Origin of the sequence: Pseudomonas sp. NY15356, from assembly GCF_048068175.1 — a bacterium.
GTDB lineage: Bacteria > Pseudomonadota > Gammaproteobacteria > Pseudomonadales > Pseudomonadaceae > Aquipseudomonas > Aquipseudomonas putida_K.
Genome location: NZ_JBLUPW010000001.1, coordinates 545539 through 560737, shown reverse-complemented (window position 1 = coordinate 560737; position 15199 = coordinate 545539). Strand labels below are relative to the sequence as shown.

Genomic DNA, 15199 nt, shown 5'->3' with positions numbered 1-15199 from the left:
CTCAAGGCTCCCGCACCGCCTGCAACTCCTCCAGCCCTTCATTCAACGCCTTCTCCAGCTCGGTCTTGTAGCGCAGGTACAGCGCAGTCGAACCCTGCTCATCTTCCAACAGCTCGGACAGGTCCAGGTCGGTGATATAGCAGCGGTAGCTGCCCGCACTGCGGCGCTGGCCAAGAATCTGGCGGGCGACCACGGCATAGAGCTGGTCGCCATGCTCCAGCTGGGAAAACTCCAGCTGGTCGCAGTAGAGCGTCACATGCACCTCGTCATCCGCACCGGCCTGCAGGATCGCCTGGACTTCATAGCCACCTCGGCCACCCTCTTCGTTCGGCACAGGCCGCGGTTCCAGGCTACGCGCCTTGCCGTTGCCCGACGGCAGCAGCTGGTAGTAGAAGATCTCCAGCGACGCCTGCTGCAGGCTCTCCAGCGGCAGTTGGGCGTCGCGGCGAACCACCACCGAGCGCAAGAAACGTTGCAACGGTAGCAGCAGGTGCGCCTCGTCCTGCAAAGGCAGGCGCTGTTGCCACAGCGCGTTGTATTCATCGAGCACATACAGGTCGGCCCAGCCCTCGAACAGGCGGTAGAACACCTGGATGCAATGGGGGCGTCCCTGTTCCAGCAGCAATGGCAGGTCATGATCCTGCAAGGCATTGGCATCCAGGTGCAGGGGGCTGTAGGCGCCACGCTCCTCGCCCAGGCACGCCAACACCGCCTCGTGGTCAGGGAGCGTGGCGAGGGTGACCTGGCCGGGCTCGAGCTCCAGCACATGGGTATGCTGCGCAACCTGCAACAGGTAACGGTGGTTCAGGCCCTGGTCGAGCAACTGTTGTACGGTGGCGAAGATGCCCTCGACCCGTTGGGTGATGGCCTGGGCGCGGTTGTGGCAGAAGCAGCGCACCCGCAGGCGCGGGCGATGACGGCGCTGGCCGAGGCTGTTGAGGTAGTCGCGCAGACAGCGCACCAGGGCGTGTTCGCCGTCGTAGCGGTGCACCAGCACTTCGTTCCAGCTGTTGAGGGTGACCTGGTCCAGGGTCAGCACCAGGTTCTCGCGCACGCCCGCGTAGCTCAGCGAGTCCGTGCGTTCGGTGGTCATCAGGATGTTCAGGTCGCGATGCTGGCGCAACGGGTCGATGCCGACATTGATCAGCAGCAGGATCTCGTCGGCCACGCTCGGTTGCAGCAGGCGGATCTCGCTGACGGTTTCCAGTGGCAGTGCGATCGTCTGTTGCAGGGCGCCCAGCAGATTGAACAGCTCGAACTCGGTCAGGTCACTGCTTCCAGGGTGCAGCGCCAGGCGTGTGCTGCTGTCGATCACGCCATTGCGATGGGCCCAGGTGAGCAGCTCGAGCAGCTCGCGGCAGCGTTTGATGGGGCTGAAATGCTCCCATTCGTGCACGCCCAGGTTGCCGTTGTACAAGCCCCAGTGGCAGGTGCCGGGCTCCTTTCGGTTGGGCGATTGCACTAGCGTCAGGGTGTCCTCGGCCAGGTCCGGTGCGATGCCCGGGTTGATCACCTCGATCTTGCCGGCGCGGCGCTCGAAGGCTGCATACAAGCGGCGGCCCAGGACGTTGAGGTCGCGTTGGTCGGCCCGGGTGCTGGCGTTCTGGCCGCGGGCGAACTGGGTGAGGAATCGGTAGCTGTGGTTGAGCTCGGCTACCAGCTCACGGCGTTCGACGGCGACTTGGCGCACCTTCCACTGGGCACGGCTGTCGAGCATCGCCAGTTGGCGTTCGTCCCAGCCCCATTCCCCGGCCAGGCGTTGCAGCAACTGGCGTTGCCAGCCACCGGCACGGGCGCGGCCGTGCTCGCTGAGCTTCTTGTTGACCTTCAGGTACAGGCTGCGCCGTACCAGTTCGAGGCGTGCGGTTTCGCCACGGCCTTGCAGGTAATGTTCGATACGCCGATAGACCATTACGTACGGGTCCAGAGCGTCCAGGTCCAGTTGGTTGGCGAATACCGCCTGCTTGTAGTCCAGGCTCAGGCAGTGCACGCCAGGGTGCTCGCTGGCGTAGGCCTCGGTCAGCAGGAGCTTGAGCAATGATTTGTAAGGTGAGTCGATGCCCTTGAACAGCTGCCACAGCCCGGCACCGACGAACTCGCCGGGCGGGATGTGCGCCAGGTGGCCGAGGTCGAGGTCGTCCTCGGCACGGATGAAGCGCTTGGACAGCAGCGTCTGGGTGTAGGCCTGGTAGTTGTGCTCTTCGTACACCGGCACCAACCACCATAAGGGTGTGCGCCCGCCCAGCCAGATGGCGGTGCGGTAGAACTCGTCCAGCAGCAGATAGTGCTGGGTGGTGCCGCAGTCATCCGAGCTCAGCTGGCCATTGCGCTCGCCATCGACGAACCCCTGGGGTTCTATGAGAAAGAAGTGCGCTTCCGCGCCTTGGCTGGCCGCCCAGGCCTCGAGCAACTGGCATTTGCGCCGCAGTTCGGCCAGTTCAAGTTCGCTAAGCCCCGGGGCATGGCATACCCATACATCCATGTCGCTTTGCTCGGCCTGGGCCAGCGTGCCCAGGCTGCCCATCAAGAACAGGCCGTGGATGGACTGCGGCACATTGCCCCGGCGAGCCTTGTGGGTGAAGGAGCGCGCCAGGCGCTGGGCCTCGGCCAGCAACTGCGGGCCTGGCTCGAAGCCGGACAGGCCGGCGGGGGTGTTGCCCGAGACGTAGCCTGGCAACAGCGGGTGATTGACGTGGAACAGCAGCGGCAACAGGGTCAGCACGTGTTGCTGGCGTGCCGAAAGGCCTTCCCGTGCCCGCTCCAGGCGCCCCTGGTTGACGTGCAGGAAGCGCGCACGCAGTTTCGCCAGTTCCTTGCGGTCGATGCCTTGGTCGAGGTCGGGGCGGATTTCGTGGGGGCGGTTCATTGCGTACTCAGGGCTTCCAGGCGCTGCGCCGAGTTTAGCCTGAGTATTGCAGTCGGATAAGCGATAAGTGGCTTTTTGACGTCATTTTCCTGCTGCTACCGCCCCCTCTGTGGGAGCGGGCTTGCCCCGCGATCAAGGGCGAAGCCCTTGCCATGCAACTACGATGGCAGGGCTGGCCCAATCGCGGGACAAGCCCGCTCCCACAGGGGAGGAGGCGTGGTATTCCTGAGGCGCGGGTTTGGCTCAGGCCGGTTGTGCCGCCTTGAGGATGGTCAGCACTTGCTGGACACTCTGGGCGGCATCGAGCCCCAGGCTGGTCAGGTAGCCACCGTCGGGCTGGTCGGTGAGTTGCTTTTCGTACAGGCGCCGGGCGGCAGCCACCAGGGCAGGGGAGGCATTACTGTGGACCTTGATGCCTTCCTGGTGGGAGTCCAGGTTGAACAGGGCGAGGACTTCCAGTTCGGCGATCAGTTCGGGGGTGAAGGACATGGCGACTCCTGACTTCCAGACAAGGACGGAGGCACCGTGGTCGGTGCCTGATCCTGGAGTGTAGTCAGGCTTCGTCGTTGTCGCCTTGATCTGCTTCAGGTGGAAGCTCGGGGAGGGCACGCAGGGCGTTCTCGTACCACTCGCCGTTGAACGGACGATCTTCATCGAGCATGGCATCGATCTCGATGGCCAGCACATGGGCCATGAGGTTGAGGATGTCCTCGCGCTCGTAGCCGACCAGGGTCAGTTTATTGAAGGTAGCCTTGGCCGCTGGCGGCTCGCCGCTTTCGATCTGGTTCTCGATGGCCTGGGTCAGGGTCGCCTCGACGAAGGCTTCCTCTTCATTGTTGTCGATGTCGCTGGGCTCGCTCATGGCTGTGCTCCTAGGGTGGGATGCACAGTGTGCCATGCCCGCGTCGGCGATGCCTGGCCATCGACCTGGCGGATGATGCTGGCCAGCCGCAGACGATGGGGCTATAAACAGCCGGCTCATCCCACTACGGCCTGGAGGCTGCACCCAATGCTCAAGCTACATGGATTTGCCGTCAGCAATTACTACAACATGGTCAAGCTGGCCCTGCTGGAAAAAGGCTTGCCCTTCGAAGAAGTGCCGCTCTTCCCCAGCCAGACGCCGCAGTCCCTGGCCATCAGCCCGCGGGGCAAGGTGCCGGTGCTGGAGACCGAACACGGCTTTCTCAGCGAGACCAGCGTGATTCTCGACTACATCGAGCAAACCCAGGGCGGCAAGCCGCTGCTGCCGGCCGATGCCTTCGCCCAGGCCAAGGTGCGTGAGCTGCTCAAGGAAATCGAGCTGTACATCGAGCTGCCGGCGCGCACCTGCTACCCGGAAGCCTTCTTCGGCATGGCGGTTGAACCGGTGGTCAAGGAGCGGGCCCGCGCCGACTTGCTGGCAGGGTTCGCCACGCTCAAGCGCAATGGCCGTTTCGCTCCCTATGTGGCGGGCGAACAGATGACCTTGGCCGACCTGATGTTCTGCTTCTCGGTGGACCTGGCCTGTGCCGTGGGCAAAAAGGTGCTGAACATCGACTTCCTGGCGGATTTCCCGCAGGCCGAGGCGTTGATGAAGACATTCGCGGACAATCCGCACGTGGCGCAGATCGCGGCAGACAAGGACGCGGCGATGCCGGCGTTCCTGGAGATGGTGCGCGGCAAGCGTTGAGATGAGAAGGGGGCCGCCAGGCGGCCCCAAGGGTGATTTAGCGCGAAGCCAGCAGCGCCTTGCCGCGTGCCACGGCTGCACGCACCTGGGCCGGTGCGGTGCCGCCGATGTGATTGCGCGCATTGACCGACCCTTCCAGGGTCAGCACGGCAAACACATCCTGCTCGATCTGGTCGCTGAACTGGCGCAACTCGTCCAGGCTCATCTCGGCCAGGTCCTTGCCGGTGTCCACGCCGTATTTCACCGCGTGGCCGACGATCTCGTGGCAGTCGCGGAACGGCAGGCCACGGCGCACCAGGTAGTCGGCCAGGTCCGTGGCGGTGGAGAAGCCGCGCAGGGCCGCTTCACGCATGATGGCGTGCTTGGGCTTGATCGCCGGGATCATGTCGGCGAAGGCCCGCAGCGAATCGCGCAGGGTGTCGGCGGCGTCGAACAGCGGTTCCTTGTCTTCTTGGTTGTCCTTGTTGTAGGCCAGCGGTTGGCCTTTCATCAGGGTCAGCAGGCCGGTCAGGGCGCCGAACACGCGGCCGCTCTTGCCGCGCACCAGCTCCGGGACGTCCGGGTTCTTCTTCTGCGGCATGATCGAGCTGCCGGTGCAGAAGCGATCGGGCAGGTCGATGAACTGGAACTGGGCGCTGGTCCACAGCACCAGCTCTTCGGAGAAGCGCGACAGGTGCATCATCGCCAGGCTCGCCGCGGCGCAGAATTCGATGGCGAAGTCGCGGTCGGAAACACCGTCCAGCGAGTTGCCGGCCACGGCCTCGAAGCCCAGCAGCTTGCAGGTTAGCTCGCGATCGATCGGGTAGGTGGTGCCTGCCAGCGCGGCGCTGCCCAGGGGCATGCGGTTGGTGCGCTTGCGGCAGTCAACCAGGCGCTCGTAGTCACGGCTGAGCATTTCGAACCAGGCCAGCAGGTGGTGGCCGAAGGTGACCGGCTGGGCCGTCTGCAGGTGGGTGAAGCCGGGCATGATGGTCTCGGCTTCGCGCTCGGCCTGCTCCAGCAGGCCCTGCTGCAGGCGGGTGATCTCGGCCAGGATCAGGTCGATCTCGTCGCGCAGCCACAAGCGGATGTCGGTGGCCACCTGGTCGTTGCGGCTGCGGCCGGTGTGCAGCTTCTTGCCGGTGATGCCGATGCGGTCGGTCAGGCGTGCTTCGATGTTCATGTGCACGTCTTCGAGGTCCACACGCCAGTCGAAGCTGCCAGCCTCGATCTCGCCCTGGATGGTCTTCAGGCCATCGATGATGGCATCGCGCTCGGCATCGGTGAGCACGCCGACCTGCGCCAGCATGGTGGCGTGGGCGATCGAACCCATGATGTCGTGACGGTACAGGCGCTTGTCGAAATCGACCGAGGCGGTGAAACGGGCGACGAAGGCGTCGACGGGCTCACTGAAGCGGCCGCCCCAGGACTGATTGGTCTTGTCGGTGCTCATGGATTCACTCGTTGAAGGCGTGAACGAAAAAAGTGGCGCCGATCATAGCAGGGTTGGGGCACGCGCCGCAGGGCGCTGGTCGAGAGAATCCGCCGAAAATGCGTGCCAGCATCGGATGTGGGGATATTCAACGATTGAACGGCAGTGTTCCACGAAGCGTCTACAGTTGGACAAAGGACTGGCAGCGAATCTGTCAGGTCAGTGAATCTTTGGCCATCGCATCGGTCTAGAGCGTGACCGCGCTGTCGGTCACCCTACATCTGTCTACGCTATACCCATGCGAGACTCACTCAGGAATCCAGCGTAATCATGAATGTCCTGATCGTTGATGACGAACCCCTGGCCCGCGAACGCCTTGGCAGGCTGCTTGGCGAGCTGGAGGGCTACACCGTGCTGGAGCCCAGCGCCACCAACGGCGAGGAGGCCCTGGCCTTGATCGAAAGCCTCAAGCCCGATGTGGTCCTGTTGGACATCGGCATGCCCGGCGTTGATGGCCTGCAGGTCGCCGCCCGCCTGTGCGAACGCGAGGCACCGCCGGCGGTGGTGTTCTGCACCGGTGATGATGAATACGGAAGCCAGGCCTTCAAGGACAGTACCCTCAGCCACGTCACCAAGCCCATCCAACCCCAGGCCCTGCGCGATGCCTTGCGCAAGGCCGACAAACCCAACCGTGCCCAGCTCGCCGCCCTTACCCGGCCTGCCAATGAAGGCGGTGGGCCGCGCAGCCATATCAGTGCAAGGACGCGTAAAGGCATCGAGTTGATCCCGTTGCCCCAGGTCATCTATTTCATCGCCGACCACAAGTACGTGACCTTGCGCCACGAAGCCGGCGAGGTCCTGCTGGACGAGCCGCTCAAGGCCCTGGAAGACGAATTCGGTGAGCGCTTCGTGCGCATCCATCGCAACGCGCTGGTCGCCCGTGAACGTATCGAGCGCCTGCAGCGTACGCCGCTGGGGCATTTCCAGCTGTACCTCAAGGGCCTGGACGGCGACGCCCTGACCGTCAGCCGCCGCCATGTGGCCGGCGTGCGCAAGATGATGCAGACCCTCTGAGCCTGCTGCGGCCCTATTGGCGGCAAGACGGCTCCCACTGGAATACCGCCAGGTTCGCGCATTGCACCATTTCCGTGGGAGCCGGCTTGCCGGCGATTGGGGTGGTCCAGGCAACAAAGGATCCTGACCCATATCTGCAAGCGACCCCGACGATGCTGTTATCATCGACAGCATTTCTTTGGTTCGGGGCGTTCCATGTCCACTCGCGAAATCCGCATTGCCACCCGTAAAAGTGCCTTGGCCCTGTGGCAGGCCGAATACGTCAAGGCCCGCCTGGAACAGGCCCATCCAGGCCTGGTCGTGACCTTGGTGCCCATGGTCAGCCGCGGCGACAAGCTGCTCGACGCTCCGCTGGCGAAGATCGGCGGCAAGGGGCTGTTCGTCAAGGAGCTGGAAACGGCCCTGCTGGACAACGAAGCCGACATCGCCGTGCACTCGATGAAGGATGTGCCCATGGACTTCCCCGAGGGCCTGGGCCTGTATTGCATCTGCGAGCGTGAAGACCCCCGCGATGCCTTCGTTTCCAACCGTTTCGCCAGCCTCGAGGAACTGCCAGCCGGCAGCATCGTCGGCACCTCCAGCCTGCGCCGCCAGGCACAGCTGCTGGCTCGCCGCCCAGACCTGCAGATCCGCTTCCTGCGTGGCAACGTCAACACCCGTCTGGCCAAGCTCGATGCCGGTGAATACGACGCCATCATCCTTGCCGCGGCCGGCCTGATCCGCCTGGGCTTCGAAGACCGTATCCGCGCCAGCCTCAGTGTCGAAGATAGCCTGCCGGCGGGCGGGCAGGGCGCGGTGGGTATCGAGTGCCGCAGCGCCGACCAGGCGATCCATGCCTTGTTGGCGCCTTTGCACCACGCGGACACCGCCGACCGGGTGATGGCGGAGCGGGCTCTGAACAAACGTCTGAACGGCGGCTGCCAGGTGCCGATCGCCTGCTACGCAGTGCTCGAAGGCGAGCAGCTGTGGCTGCGTGGCCTGGTCGGCCAACCCAGCGGTGGCACCTTGCTGGTGGCCGATGCCCGGGCGCCGCGCGGCGAGGCCGAGGCGCTGGGTGTGCAGGTTGCCGAGGCCCTGCTGGCACAGGGCGCCGAGGCGATCCTCAAGGACGTATACGGCGAGGCCGGCCACCCGTGAGCCCTTGGCGCCTGCTGCTGACCCGCCCCGAAGAGGAGTGCCAGGCACTGGCGCAAAGCCTCGCGCAGGTAGGTATCGCCAGCAGCAGCCTGCCGTTGCTGGCCATTGCGCCTGTAGTGCTCGAGACGCCGCAGGCCGGGGTGCTTGCGCAACTGCAGGCGTACCAGGCGATCGTCGTGGTCAGCAAGCCGGCTGCTCGCCTGTTGCTCGAACACCTGGCCCAGGCTGGCCTGAAGCCGCCATGCCGGGGCTGGTTCACGGTGGGCGCGGCCACGGCCCAGGTGCTCGAGCGCCATGGCCTGCACGCCAGCTTCCCAGCCCAGGGCGATGACAGCGAGGCCTTGCTCGCGCTGCCCCAGCTGCGCGAGGCTATCGCCGAGGTCGCCAGGCCGCGGGTTTTGATCGTCCGTGGTGTGGGAGGTCGCGAACTGTTGGCCGGGCGTCTTGGAGAGCAAGGTGCTAGTGTCGATTATCTGGAACTGTATCGCCGCAACTTGCCGGAGTATCCGGCCGGTACCCTGCTGCGCCGCGTCGAGGCGGAACGCCTCAACGGTCTGGTGGTCAGCAGTGGGCAGGGCCTGGTGCACCTGCTGCAGCTGGCGGGCACCGATTGGCCGTGCCTTTCGCACCTGCCATTGTTCGTGCCGAGCCCCAGGGTCGCCGAACAGGCCAGGGCGGCAGGCGCCCAACAGATTGTGGATTGCCGTGGCGCCAGTGCCACGGCCTTGATTGCTGCGGTGCAGCGAAGTGCTGCACCTGCCGACTAAGGCGCTAAGCTGTATGCGACGCGCCCCCATGCAAAGGATGGATACGTGAGCGAAACTGTCTTGTCCAACAACGAACAACCTACGGCGTCCGAGACGCCGGAATCCACCTCCGCCACGCCTGCCAAGCGCTCTGGCAATGGCTTGGCGCTGTTGGCTCTGCTGCTGGGTGCGGCTGGGGTCGCAGTCGGTGGTTGGGGCGTCTGGCAGGTTCGCCAGCTGCAAGGCACCGAGCAAGGCCAGGGCCAGCACCTGCAAACCCTCAACGAGCGCACGGCCGCCTTGCAGCAGCGCGAACAGCAGATCAGCGCCCAGCTGGCCAGCCTGCCGGCGGCCAGTGAGCTGGAAGATCGCCGGCGCCTGGTGGCCCAACTGCAGGGCGACCAGCAACGCCTGAGCCAGCGCCTGGAGACGGTGCTCGGCGAAAGCCGCAAGGAATGGCGCCTGGCCGAGGCCGAGCACCTGCTGCGCCTGGCGACCCTGCGCCTGTCGGCCCTGCAGGACATCACCAGCGCCAAGGCGCTGGTCGAAGGCGCCGACGAGATCCTGCGCGAGCAGAGCGACCCGGGCGCCTTCGCCGCCCGCGAGCAACTGGCCCGCAGCCTTGCGACCCTCAGCAGCACCGAACAGCCGGACCGCACCGGCCTGTTCCTCAAGCTCGCCGCCCAGCGCGAGCTGGTCCAGCAACTCAGCGCCCAGTCGCCGGAGTTCGAAACCAAGGCTGATGCCCTGGGGGCACTGACCGCTGACGGCGACGGTGCCAGCCGCCTGTCCCAGTGGTGGGCCGAGATCTCCAAGTACTTCCAGATCGAGTTCAATGCCGATGAGAACGTGCGGCCGCTGCTGTCCGGGCAGTCGCTGAACCAGTTGCGCCTGGCCCTGAGCCTGACCATCGAACAGGCACAATGGGCCGCGCTCAATGGCGACGCCAAGGTCTATACCCAGGCCCTGGACGATGCACGCAGCGTACTGCTGGCCAATTTCAACGCCGACAACCCGCAAAGCAAGGCCATGCTTGCCAGCCTCAACGAACTGGCCGAGCAGCCGGTCTCGGTGGTCACCCCTGACCTGAGCGAGAGCCTGGCAGCGGTGCAGGCCTATATCCAGCGCAGCCACCTGCCGGCCGAAGCCGAAGGGGGCAAGCCATGAAGCGTGTCTACCTGCTGGCGGTGCTGGCGATCGTGGTGGCCGCGGCATTGGGCATCGCGGTGGCCAAGCACAGCGGCTATGTGCTGATCGCCTATGGTGGGTTCCGTTACCAGTCCGGGCTTTGGGCGGCCTTGGCGGCGCTGGTTGCCGTCGTCGTGGTGCTCTGGTTGCTGCGTTACCTGGTGGGCCTGGTGCTGACCTCCACTGGCGTGGTCAACCCTTGGTCGCGCCGCAACCGCAGCCGGCGCACCCGCATCGCCATCGAGCAAGGTCAGTTGGACCTGGCCGAAGGCCGCTGGGCCAGTGCCCAGCGCCATTTGCACCGGGCGGCCGAGGCCGAGCGCCAGCCGCTGCTCTACTACCTTGGCGCGGCGCGTGCCGCCAACGAACTGGGCCGAGCAGAAGAGAGCGACAACCTGCTCGAGCGTGCCCTCGAGCGCCAGCCACAGGCCGAACTGGCCATCGCCTTGACTCACGCGCAGCTGCAGATGGACCGTGGCGATATCGGCGGCGCCCATGAAACCCTGCTGGCCATGCAGGAGCGCCACCCGCACAACCCGCAGGTGCTGCGCCTGCTGCATCGCCTGCACCTGGAGACCGGTGACTGGTCGGCCCTCATCCGGCTGCTGCCCGAGTTGCGCAAGGGCAAGGTGCTGCCAGCCAAGGAACTGGCCGAACTGGAGCAACGTGCCTGGGGCCAGAACCTGGGCTTGGCCGCGACCCGCGGCGAAGACCCGCAGGCGGCCCGGCAGGCACTGGAACGGGCCTGGCAACAGCTGACTGCCGCCCAGCGCCAGGAGCCGCAGTTGGTTTCGGCGTATGCCGAGCAATTGCGCCAGGTCGGGGCCCAGGGCGAGGCCGAGCAGGTGCTGCGCGCTGCCCTCAAGCGGCAGTATGAAAGCCACCTGGCCCGGCTGTATGGCCTGGTGCGCGGTGACGATACCGCCCGCCAGTTGCAAACTGCCGAGGGCTGGCTCAAGGAGCATCCACAAGACCCGAGCCTGTTGCTGACCCTGGGGCGGCTGAGCCTGCAGAACCGCCTGTGGGGCAAGGCCCGTGACTATCTGGAGAGCAGCTTGCGCATGGAGCGCAACCCGGAAGCCTGTGCCGAATTGGCCCGCCTGCTTGCCGGGCTCGGGGAAACCGAGCGCAGCAACCAGTTGTTCCAGGAGGGCCTGGGCCTGCTGGACGAGCGCCTGCTGGCCCTGCCTCTACCCGAAGGCGTGCGTGCCTGACCCGACACAAGTGCCCATGCCACCCCGTGGGCACTTGTGTCAGTAACTTCTCCGGTAGCATCGCCAGTGTTTACGCTGGCCTGCTTCGGAAACTTCCTACGTGAAATTGAACACTTTCCTTTTTCAATCAGGGACTTGTCTTCCCGGTAGTGCCTTGAAACAAAGCGTGTCTTTCCTCTACCGTTCCGGTCTACTTCATCCAACCCGGGACTTTCCTTGCCCATGCTGCCGGCCCGTTTGCGCGTCTTCTTCCTACCAGGCTGGCTCGCCTCGATGGCGGTCCTGATCGCCTCTTTCCACCTCGAGCATGTGTTGAACCTGGTGCCATGTCCGCTGTGTTTCAGCCAGCGACTGCTGTTGGGGATGTATTCGCTGATCTGCCTATGCGCCATTGTCCACAGGCCGCAGTTGCGTGGCAGTCGCAACTATGCCGGGCTGGCGCTGGCCAGTTCGGTGGGGGGCGCGTTGCTGGCGGCGCGACATGTCTGGCTGCAGGGAGCGGGGGCGGTGGTCGAGACTTGCCAGATGCCGTTCGGACGGGTCGTGGAGCAATCCTGGCGCGAGGCCTTGAGGCAACTTCTGTTCGGTGGCCCCGACTGCACCTCGTTGACTTGGAGCTTCATCGACCTGACCCTGCCCGAATGGAGCCTGCTGGCCTTCCTGCTGTTATCGACGCTACCCCTGGGGTGGTTGGTTGCGTATCGCTTGCACATGATCGACAAAGGTTGACCCATGGCAAGCGCGATGGGATTGTTCGACCAGCGGTGCCCCGGAAGGGGATTAAACGCTTGTATGAACTTTGTCCGCTGCGTACCTTGAAGGCCAGCACGCGCGGGAATAATCTCCCAGCACGCATACCGAAAACACAACTGCTCGATGCCGTCCTGCTGATGTCACCTTTGTGCTGCGGTGTTTATGCGCGAGGTGCAGCGGCATCAACCCAGAAGGGATGAGATAGCCATGCTCGATAGTTGTCAGAACGCTCAGGAACGCTGGGGTGGGGTTCACAAGCTGATCGATCGTTGGCTCAAGGAGCGGGAGGAGCTGGTCAAGGCTTTTCGCACCTTGCGCGATGCCAAGCCAGCCTTTGCCGACAAGGACAAGAACCGCGACTTCTGTGCGGTGCTGGTCGATTATGTGTCGGCGTGGCATTTCGAAGTCTGCGAACAATTGGTCACGGAGGCCAAGGCGTTCGGTGACAACGAGGCCCTGAAGCTGGCCGAGGATATCAATCCGCGAATCAATGACATTACCCAGATCGCCCTGGCCTTCAATGACCATTGCGAGAAAGGGGAATGCAAGGACACAGAGCGCTTCGCTGAAAAACTGGGCAAGCTCGGCAGCTTGCTGCATGAGCGCTTCGAGCTGGAAGACTGCCTGATCGAAGTGCTGCACAACGCGCACAAGGAAGAGAGCGCGGTGCAGGCCTGACGGCCTGTGTCAGTTGGCGACCGCCAGCAGTTCGATTTCAAACACCAGGGGCGTGTAAGGGGCGATCAGGTTGCCCGCGCCTTCGGCGCCATAGGCCTGCGCCGAGGGGATCACCAGGCGCCACTTCGCCCCTGCCTTCATGCGCGGCAAGGCTGCCTGCCACCCTTCGATTACCGAATCCAGGCTGAACCACTGCGGTTGCAGGCTCTGGTCGAAGACCGAGCCGTCCGGCAGTTTCCCCACGTAGCGTACCTGCACCTTGCCGCCGGCCCTGGGGGCGTTGCCATTGCCACGCGCCAGTTCAGTGTAGAGGATGCCCCCGTCCAGCTCATGCATGCCGGCGCGCGCCCGCTCGCTGGCCATGAAGCGTTTTTCGTCCGCCTGTAGCCGCTCGATCTCGGCCTGCTCTGCCGCTGCGTTGGCCTGTTCCTCGTGCTGCTGGAGGATGGCCTGCATGCGCGGCTTTTCCAGTTTCAGTGGCTGGCCTTGATAGGCCTGGCGCAACCCTTCGAGCAGTGCATCGAGCTGCAGGCCGGGAACTTCGGCGCGCAGGCGTTCACCGAGGCTCGCGCCCAGGCTGTAGGCCAGGTCATGGTCATTGGCAGGGGTATCAGGATCGGCCAGGGCAAAGGAGGCTGCCAGGCACAGGCCCAGAACAAGATAACGAGGCACGTTCAACTCCGGTTGGGAGGAACGGAAAGTATGCCAGCCTTGTTGATGAAAGATATGTAAATATCAGCAACACTTTATTGACCAACTACACTTGCACCGAGCTGCAAGATGACAACTTTGCCCAGGCATGCAACGCGGCATCAATATTACGGTCAACATGCCCTAGCGGCGTAAGCAGCAGAAGCATAGTATGAGCCGCACTCTCGTCAGCCAGGAGGTAAGCCATGTCGGCCAAGAAGAAGCCAGTCAGTACGCCGTTGCACCTGCTCCAGCAACTTTCGGGCAGCCTGCTCGAACATTTGGAAGATGCCTGCTCGCAAGCGCTGGCGGATGCCGAGAAACTGCTGACCAAGTTGGAAAAGCAACGTGGCAAGGCGCAGGAAAAACTCCACAATGCGCGCCTGAAGTTGCAGGACGCCGCCAAGGCCGGTAAAGCCAAGGCCCAGGGCAAGGCCCAGAAAGCAGCCGGCGAACTTGAAGAGTTGCTCGATTCGCTCAAAGAGCGTCAGGCACAGACTCGCTCTTATATTCAACAGCTCAAGCGCGATGCCCAGGAAAGCCTGAAGCTGGCGCAGGGTGTCGGCAAGGTACGCGAAGCCGCCGGCAAGGCGCTTGACCAACGTGCCGCCGCTGCCAAGGCTCCGGCGCGGGTAGTGGCCAAGCCTGCGGCCAAGGCGCCGGTGAAAGCCGCGGCCAAACCGGCTGCCAAGCCGGCCGCCAAAGCGGCCCCAGCCAAGGCTTCCGCTAAACCGGCTACCGCTCGCACTGCCGCTGCCAAACCTGCTGCAAAACCGGCCGCCGCCAAAGCCGCTGCTGCCAAGCCGGCTACCCGCAGCGCCGCCAAGCCCGCAGCCGCGAAGACTGCTGCTGCCAAACCAGCCGCGCGTACCGCGGCTGCCAAACCAGCTGCGACCAAAGCTGCCGCTGCCAAGCCTGCTGCCAAAGCCACCGCTGCCAAGCCAGCTGCCGCCAAGGCCGCTGCCGCGAAGCCCGCAGCCAAACCAGCCGCCACCAAGGCTGCTGCCAAGCCCGCAGCCAAACCTACCGCGGCCAAGAGCGCTGCCGCTAAGCCGGCTGCCAAACCCGCTGCTGCCAAGGCCACCGCGAGCAAGCCCGCAGCCAGACCCGCTGCGGCAAAAGCCCCGGCCAAGCCAGCTGCAGCCAAGCCTGCCGCCAGTAAGCCTGCCGAAACCAAGCCATCCACGCCGGCGGTAAGCAGCAGCTCGGCGCCAGCGACCCACTCGGCGGCACCGGCTGCCGCTTCGCCAGCACCGGCCAGCAGCCCGGCTCAGTCGCCTTCGTCGGCGTCCTGAAGCCCTTCGGCCACGACGCGCAGTTGACGCAGCGCGTCGTGGTCGCGGGCCTGCTCTGGCGCCAGCCAGGGCAGCCAGTCTTCCACAGGGTGGCCCTTCGTAGTGGGCCATGCCTGTGCCCGCTGCTCCAGGCGTGCCAGCAAGGTGCGCTCGGCCTCCAATTCCAACCCTTTCACTCGCTCGCGCAACGCCGCCAGCTGCGGGTCGTCCTGCACGCCGGCACGCCACTGTTGGCGTAGCGTTCGCAACGGCGTCACGACCTGGCGTTGCCAGGGCGCGGCAAGCTCCTGCAGTGCACGCACCCGCTCGGCATCCGGCGCCACGCCACGCGCTCGCAGCCAGGTGCCGCACAGCAGCAGGCAGACATCACCGCCCAGTGCCTGCAAGGTCAGGCAGGCGCTTTCAACCCCTGGCCGGGTGTACAGGGCCAGGGCGTAGTTCCACAAATCGTCGTGCATGTTCGGGCTCGCCAGTGGTC

At 64.7% G+C, this 15199-nt stretch carries 15 protein-coding genes; 9 read left to right on the top strand and 6 right to left on the bottom strand.

What is annotated here, in order from left to right:
• Position 1 precedes the first annotated feature (1 nt).
• The 3 genes from ACNFCI_RS02555 to ACNFCI_RS02545 form a co-directional block, all read right to left on the bottom strand.
• Entirely contained in the window at positions 2 to 2866 is a 2865-nt protein-coding gene (locus ACNFCI_RS02555) for a class I adenylate cyclase (RefSeq protein WP_368828753.1), read from the bottom strand.
• 243 nt (positions 2867 to 3109) lie between these two features.
• Entirely contained in the window at positions 3110 to 3355 is a 246-nt protein-coding gene (locus ACNFCI_RS02550) for a TIGR02647 family protein (RefSeq protein WP_084855389.1), read from the bottom strand.
• 64 nt (positions 3356 to 3419) lie between these two features.
• Entirely contained in the window at positions 3420 to 3728 is a 309-nt protein-coding gene (locus ACNFCI_RS02545; RefSeq protein WP_084855390.1) for a hypothetical protein, read from the bottom strand.
• A gap of 147 nt (positions 3729 to 3875) precedes the next feature.
• Here ACNFCI_RS02545 and ACNFCI_RS02540 point away from each other — a divergent pair, with 147 nt between their 5' ends.
• Entirely contained in the window at positions 3876 to 4535 is a 660-nt protein-coding gene (locus tag ACNFCI_RS02540; protein WP_368828754.1) for a glutathione S-transferase, read from the top strand.
• A gap of 37 nt (positions 4536 to 4572) precedes the next feature.
• Here the strand turns inward: ACNFCI_RS02540 and argH are convergent, their stop codons facing one another.
• The gene (gene argH, locus ACNFCI_RS02535; protein ID WP_070572082.1) at positions 4573 to 5967 is read right to left on the bottom strand and encodes an argininosuccinate lyase; all 1395 of its coding nucleotides are present in this window, start codon (positions 5965 to 5967) and stop codon (positions 4573 to 4575) included.
• A gap of 309 nt (positions 5968 to 6276) precedes the next feature.
• Here argH and ACNFCI_RS02530 point away from each other — a divergent pair, with 309 nt between their 5' ends.
• The 7 genes from ACNFCI_RS02530 to rsd all read left to right on the top strand — a co-directional run bounded on the left by ACNFCI_RS02530 (position 6277) and on the right by rsd (position 12736).
• Positions 6277 to 7020, top strand: coding sequence for a LytR/AlgR family response regulator transcription factor (locus ACNFCI_RS02530; protein ID WP_084855393.1), 744 nt, complete (start codon positions 6277 to 6279; stop codon positions 7018 to 7020).
• Positions 7021 to 7215: 195 nt separating this feature from the next.
• Positions 7216 to 8157, top strand: coding sequence for a hydroxymethylbilane synthase (gene hemC / locus ACNFCI_RS02525; RefSeq protein WP_084855394.1), 942 nt, complete (start codon positions 7216 to 7218; stop codon positions 8155 to 8157).
• Positions 8154 to 8924 carry a uroporphyrinogen-III synthase gene (locus tag ACNFCI_RS02520; protein WP_084855395.1) on the top strand — a complete coding sequence of 257 codons (771 nt, stop codon included), beginning with the start codon at positions 8154 to 8156 and terminating at the stop codon, positions 8922 to 8924. Before hemC ends, ACNFCI_RS02520 begins: the two co-directional genes overlap by 4 nt.
• Positions 8925 to 8969: 45 nt before the next feature.
• The gene (locus ACNFCI_RS02515) at positions 8970 to 10070 is read left to right on the top strand and encodes a uroporphyrinogen-III C-methyltransferase (RefSeq protein WP_084855396.1); all 1101 of its coding nucleotides are present in this window, start codon (positions 8970 to 8972) and stop codon (positions 10068 to 10070) included.
• Positions 10067 to 11305, top strand: a complete 1239-nt coding sequence (locus ACNFCI_RS02510) for a heme biosynthesis HemY N-terminal domain-containing protein (protein ID WP_224457370.1) — start codon at positions 10067 to 10069, stop codon at positions 11303 to 11305. Before ACNFCI_RS02515 ends, ACNFCI_RS02510 begins: the two co-directional genes overlap by 4 nt.
• Before the next feature lie 222 nt (positions 11306 to 11527).
• Complete coding sequence (locus tag ACNFCI_RS02505; RefSeq protein WP_084855398.1) at positions 11528 to 12034, top strand: disulfide bond formation protein B; 507 nt, start codon at positions 11528 to 11530, stop codon at positions 12032 to 12034.
• A gap of 231 nt (positions 12035 to 12265) precedes the next feature.
• A complete protein-coding gene (gene rsd, locus ACNFCI_RS02500; RefSeq protein WP_084855399.1) occupies positions 12266 to 12736 on the top strand; it encodes a sigma D regulator in 471 nt (156 codons plus the stop codon).
• Between the two features lie 9 nt (positions 12737 to 12745).
• Here rsd and ACNFCI_RS02495 read toward each other — a convergent pair whose 3' ends face one another.
• Entirely contained in the window at positions 12746 to 13408 is a 663-nt protein-coding gene (locus ACNFCI_RS02495) for an FKBP-type peptidyl-prolyl cis-trans isomerase (protein WP_368828755.1), read from the bottom strand.
• A 224-nt stretch (positions 13409 to 13632) separates the two neighbouring features.
• Here ACNFCI_RS02495 and ACNFCI_RS02490 point away from each other — a divergent pair, with 224 nt between their 5' ends.
• Positions 13633 to 14721, top strand: coding sequence for an AlgP family protein (locus tag ACNFCI_RS02490; RefSeq protein ID WP_368828756.1), 1089 nt, complete (start codon positions 13633 to 13635; stop codon positions 14719 to 14721).
• Here ACNFCI_RS02490 and ACNFCI_RS02485 read toward each other — a convergent pair.
• Positions 14697 to 15179 (bottom strand): TIGR02444 family protein, encoded by a 483-nt coding sequence (locus tag ACNFCI_RS02485; RefSeq protein WP_084855402.1) that lies wholly within the window; start codon positions 15177 to 15179, stop codon positions 14697 to 14699. The two genes, ACNFCI_RS02490 and ACNFCI_RS02485, sit on opposite strands and share 25 nt — an antisense overlap.
• Between the last annotated feature and the right edge of the window lie 20 nt (positions 15180 to 15199).

What these genes read in the sequence shown, in the direction of transcription:
- ACNFCI_RS02555 (WP_368828753.1), bottom strand. Translation starts at nt 2,866, where the DNA reads ATGAACCGCCCCCACGAAATCCGCCCCGACCTCGACCAAGGCATCGAC.
- ACNFCI_RS02550 (WP_084855389.1), bottom strand. Translation starts at nt 3,355, where the DNA reads ATGTCCTTCACCCCCGAACTGATCGCCGAACTGGAAGTCCTCGCCCTG.
- ACNFCI_RS02545 (WP_084855390.1), bottom strand. Translation starts at nt 3,728, where the DNA reads ATGAGCGAGCCCAGCGACATCGACAACAATGAAGAGGAAGCCTTCGTC.
- ACNFCI_RS02540 (WP_368828754.1), top strand. Translation starts at nt 3,876, where the DNA reads ATGCTCAAGCTACATGGATTTGCCGTCAGCAATTACTACAACATGGTC.
- argH (WP_070572082.1), bottom strand. Translation starts at nt 5,967, where the DNA reads ATGAGCACCGACAAGACCAATCAGTCCTGGGGCGGCCGCTTCAGTGAG.
- ACNFCI_RS02530 (WP_084855393.1), top strand. Translation starts at nt 6,277, where the DNA reads ATGAATGTCCTGATCGTTGATGACGAACCCCTGGCCCGCGAACGCCTT.
- hemC (WP_084855394.1), top strand. Translation starts at nt 7,216, where the DNA reads ATGTCCACTCGCGAAATCCGCATTGCCACCCGTAAAAGTGCCTTGGCC.
- ACNFCI_RS02510 (WP_224457370.1), top strand. Translation starts at nt 10,067, where the DNA reads ATGAAGCGTGTCTACCTGCTGGCGGTGCTGGCGATCGTGGTGGCCGCG.
- ACNFCI_RS02505 (WP_084855398.1), top strand. Translation starts at nt 11,528, where the DNA reads ATGCTGCCGGCCCGTTTGCGCGTCTTCTTCCTACCAGGCTGGCTCGCC.
- rsd (WP_084855399.1), top strand. Translation starts at nt 12,266, where the DNA reads ATGCTCGATAGTTGTCAGAACGCTCAGGAACGCTGGGGTGGGGTTCAC.
- ACNFCI_RS02490 (WP_368828756.1), top strand. Translation starts at nt 13,633, where the DNA reads ATGTCGGCCAAGAAGAAGCCAGTCAGTACGCCGTTGCACCTGCTCCAG.
- ACNFCI_RS02485 (WP_084855402.1), bottom strand. Translation starts at nt 15,179, where the DNA reads ATGCACGACGATTTGTGGAACTACGCCCTGGCCCTGTACACCCGGCCA.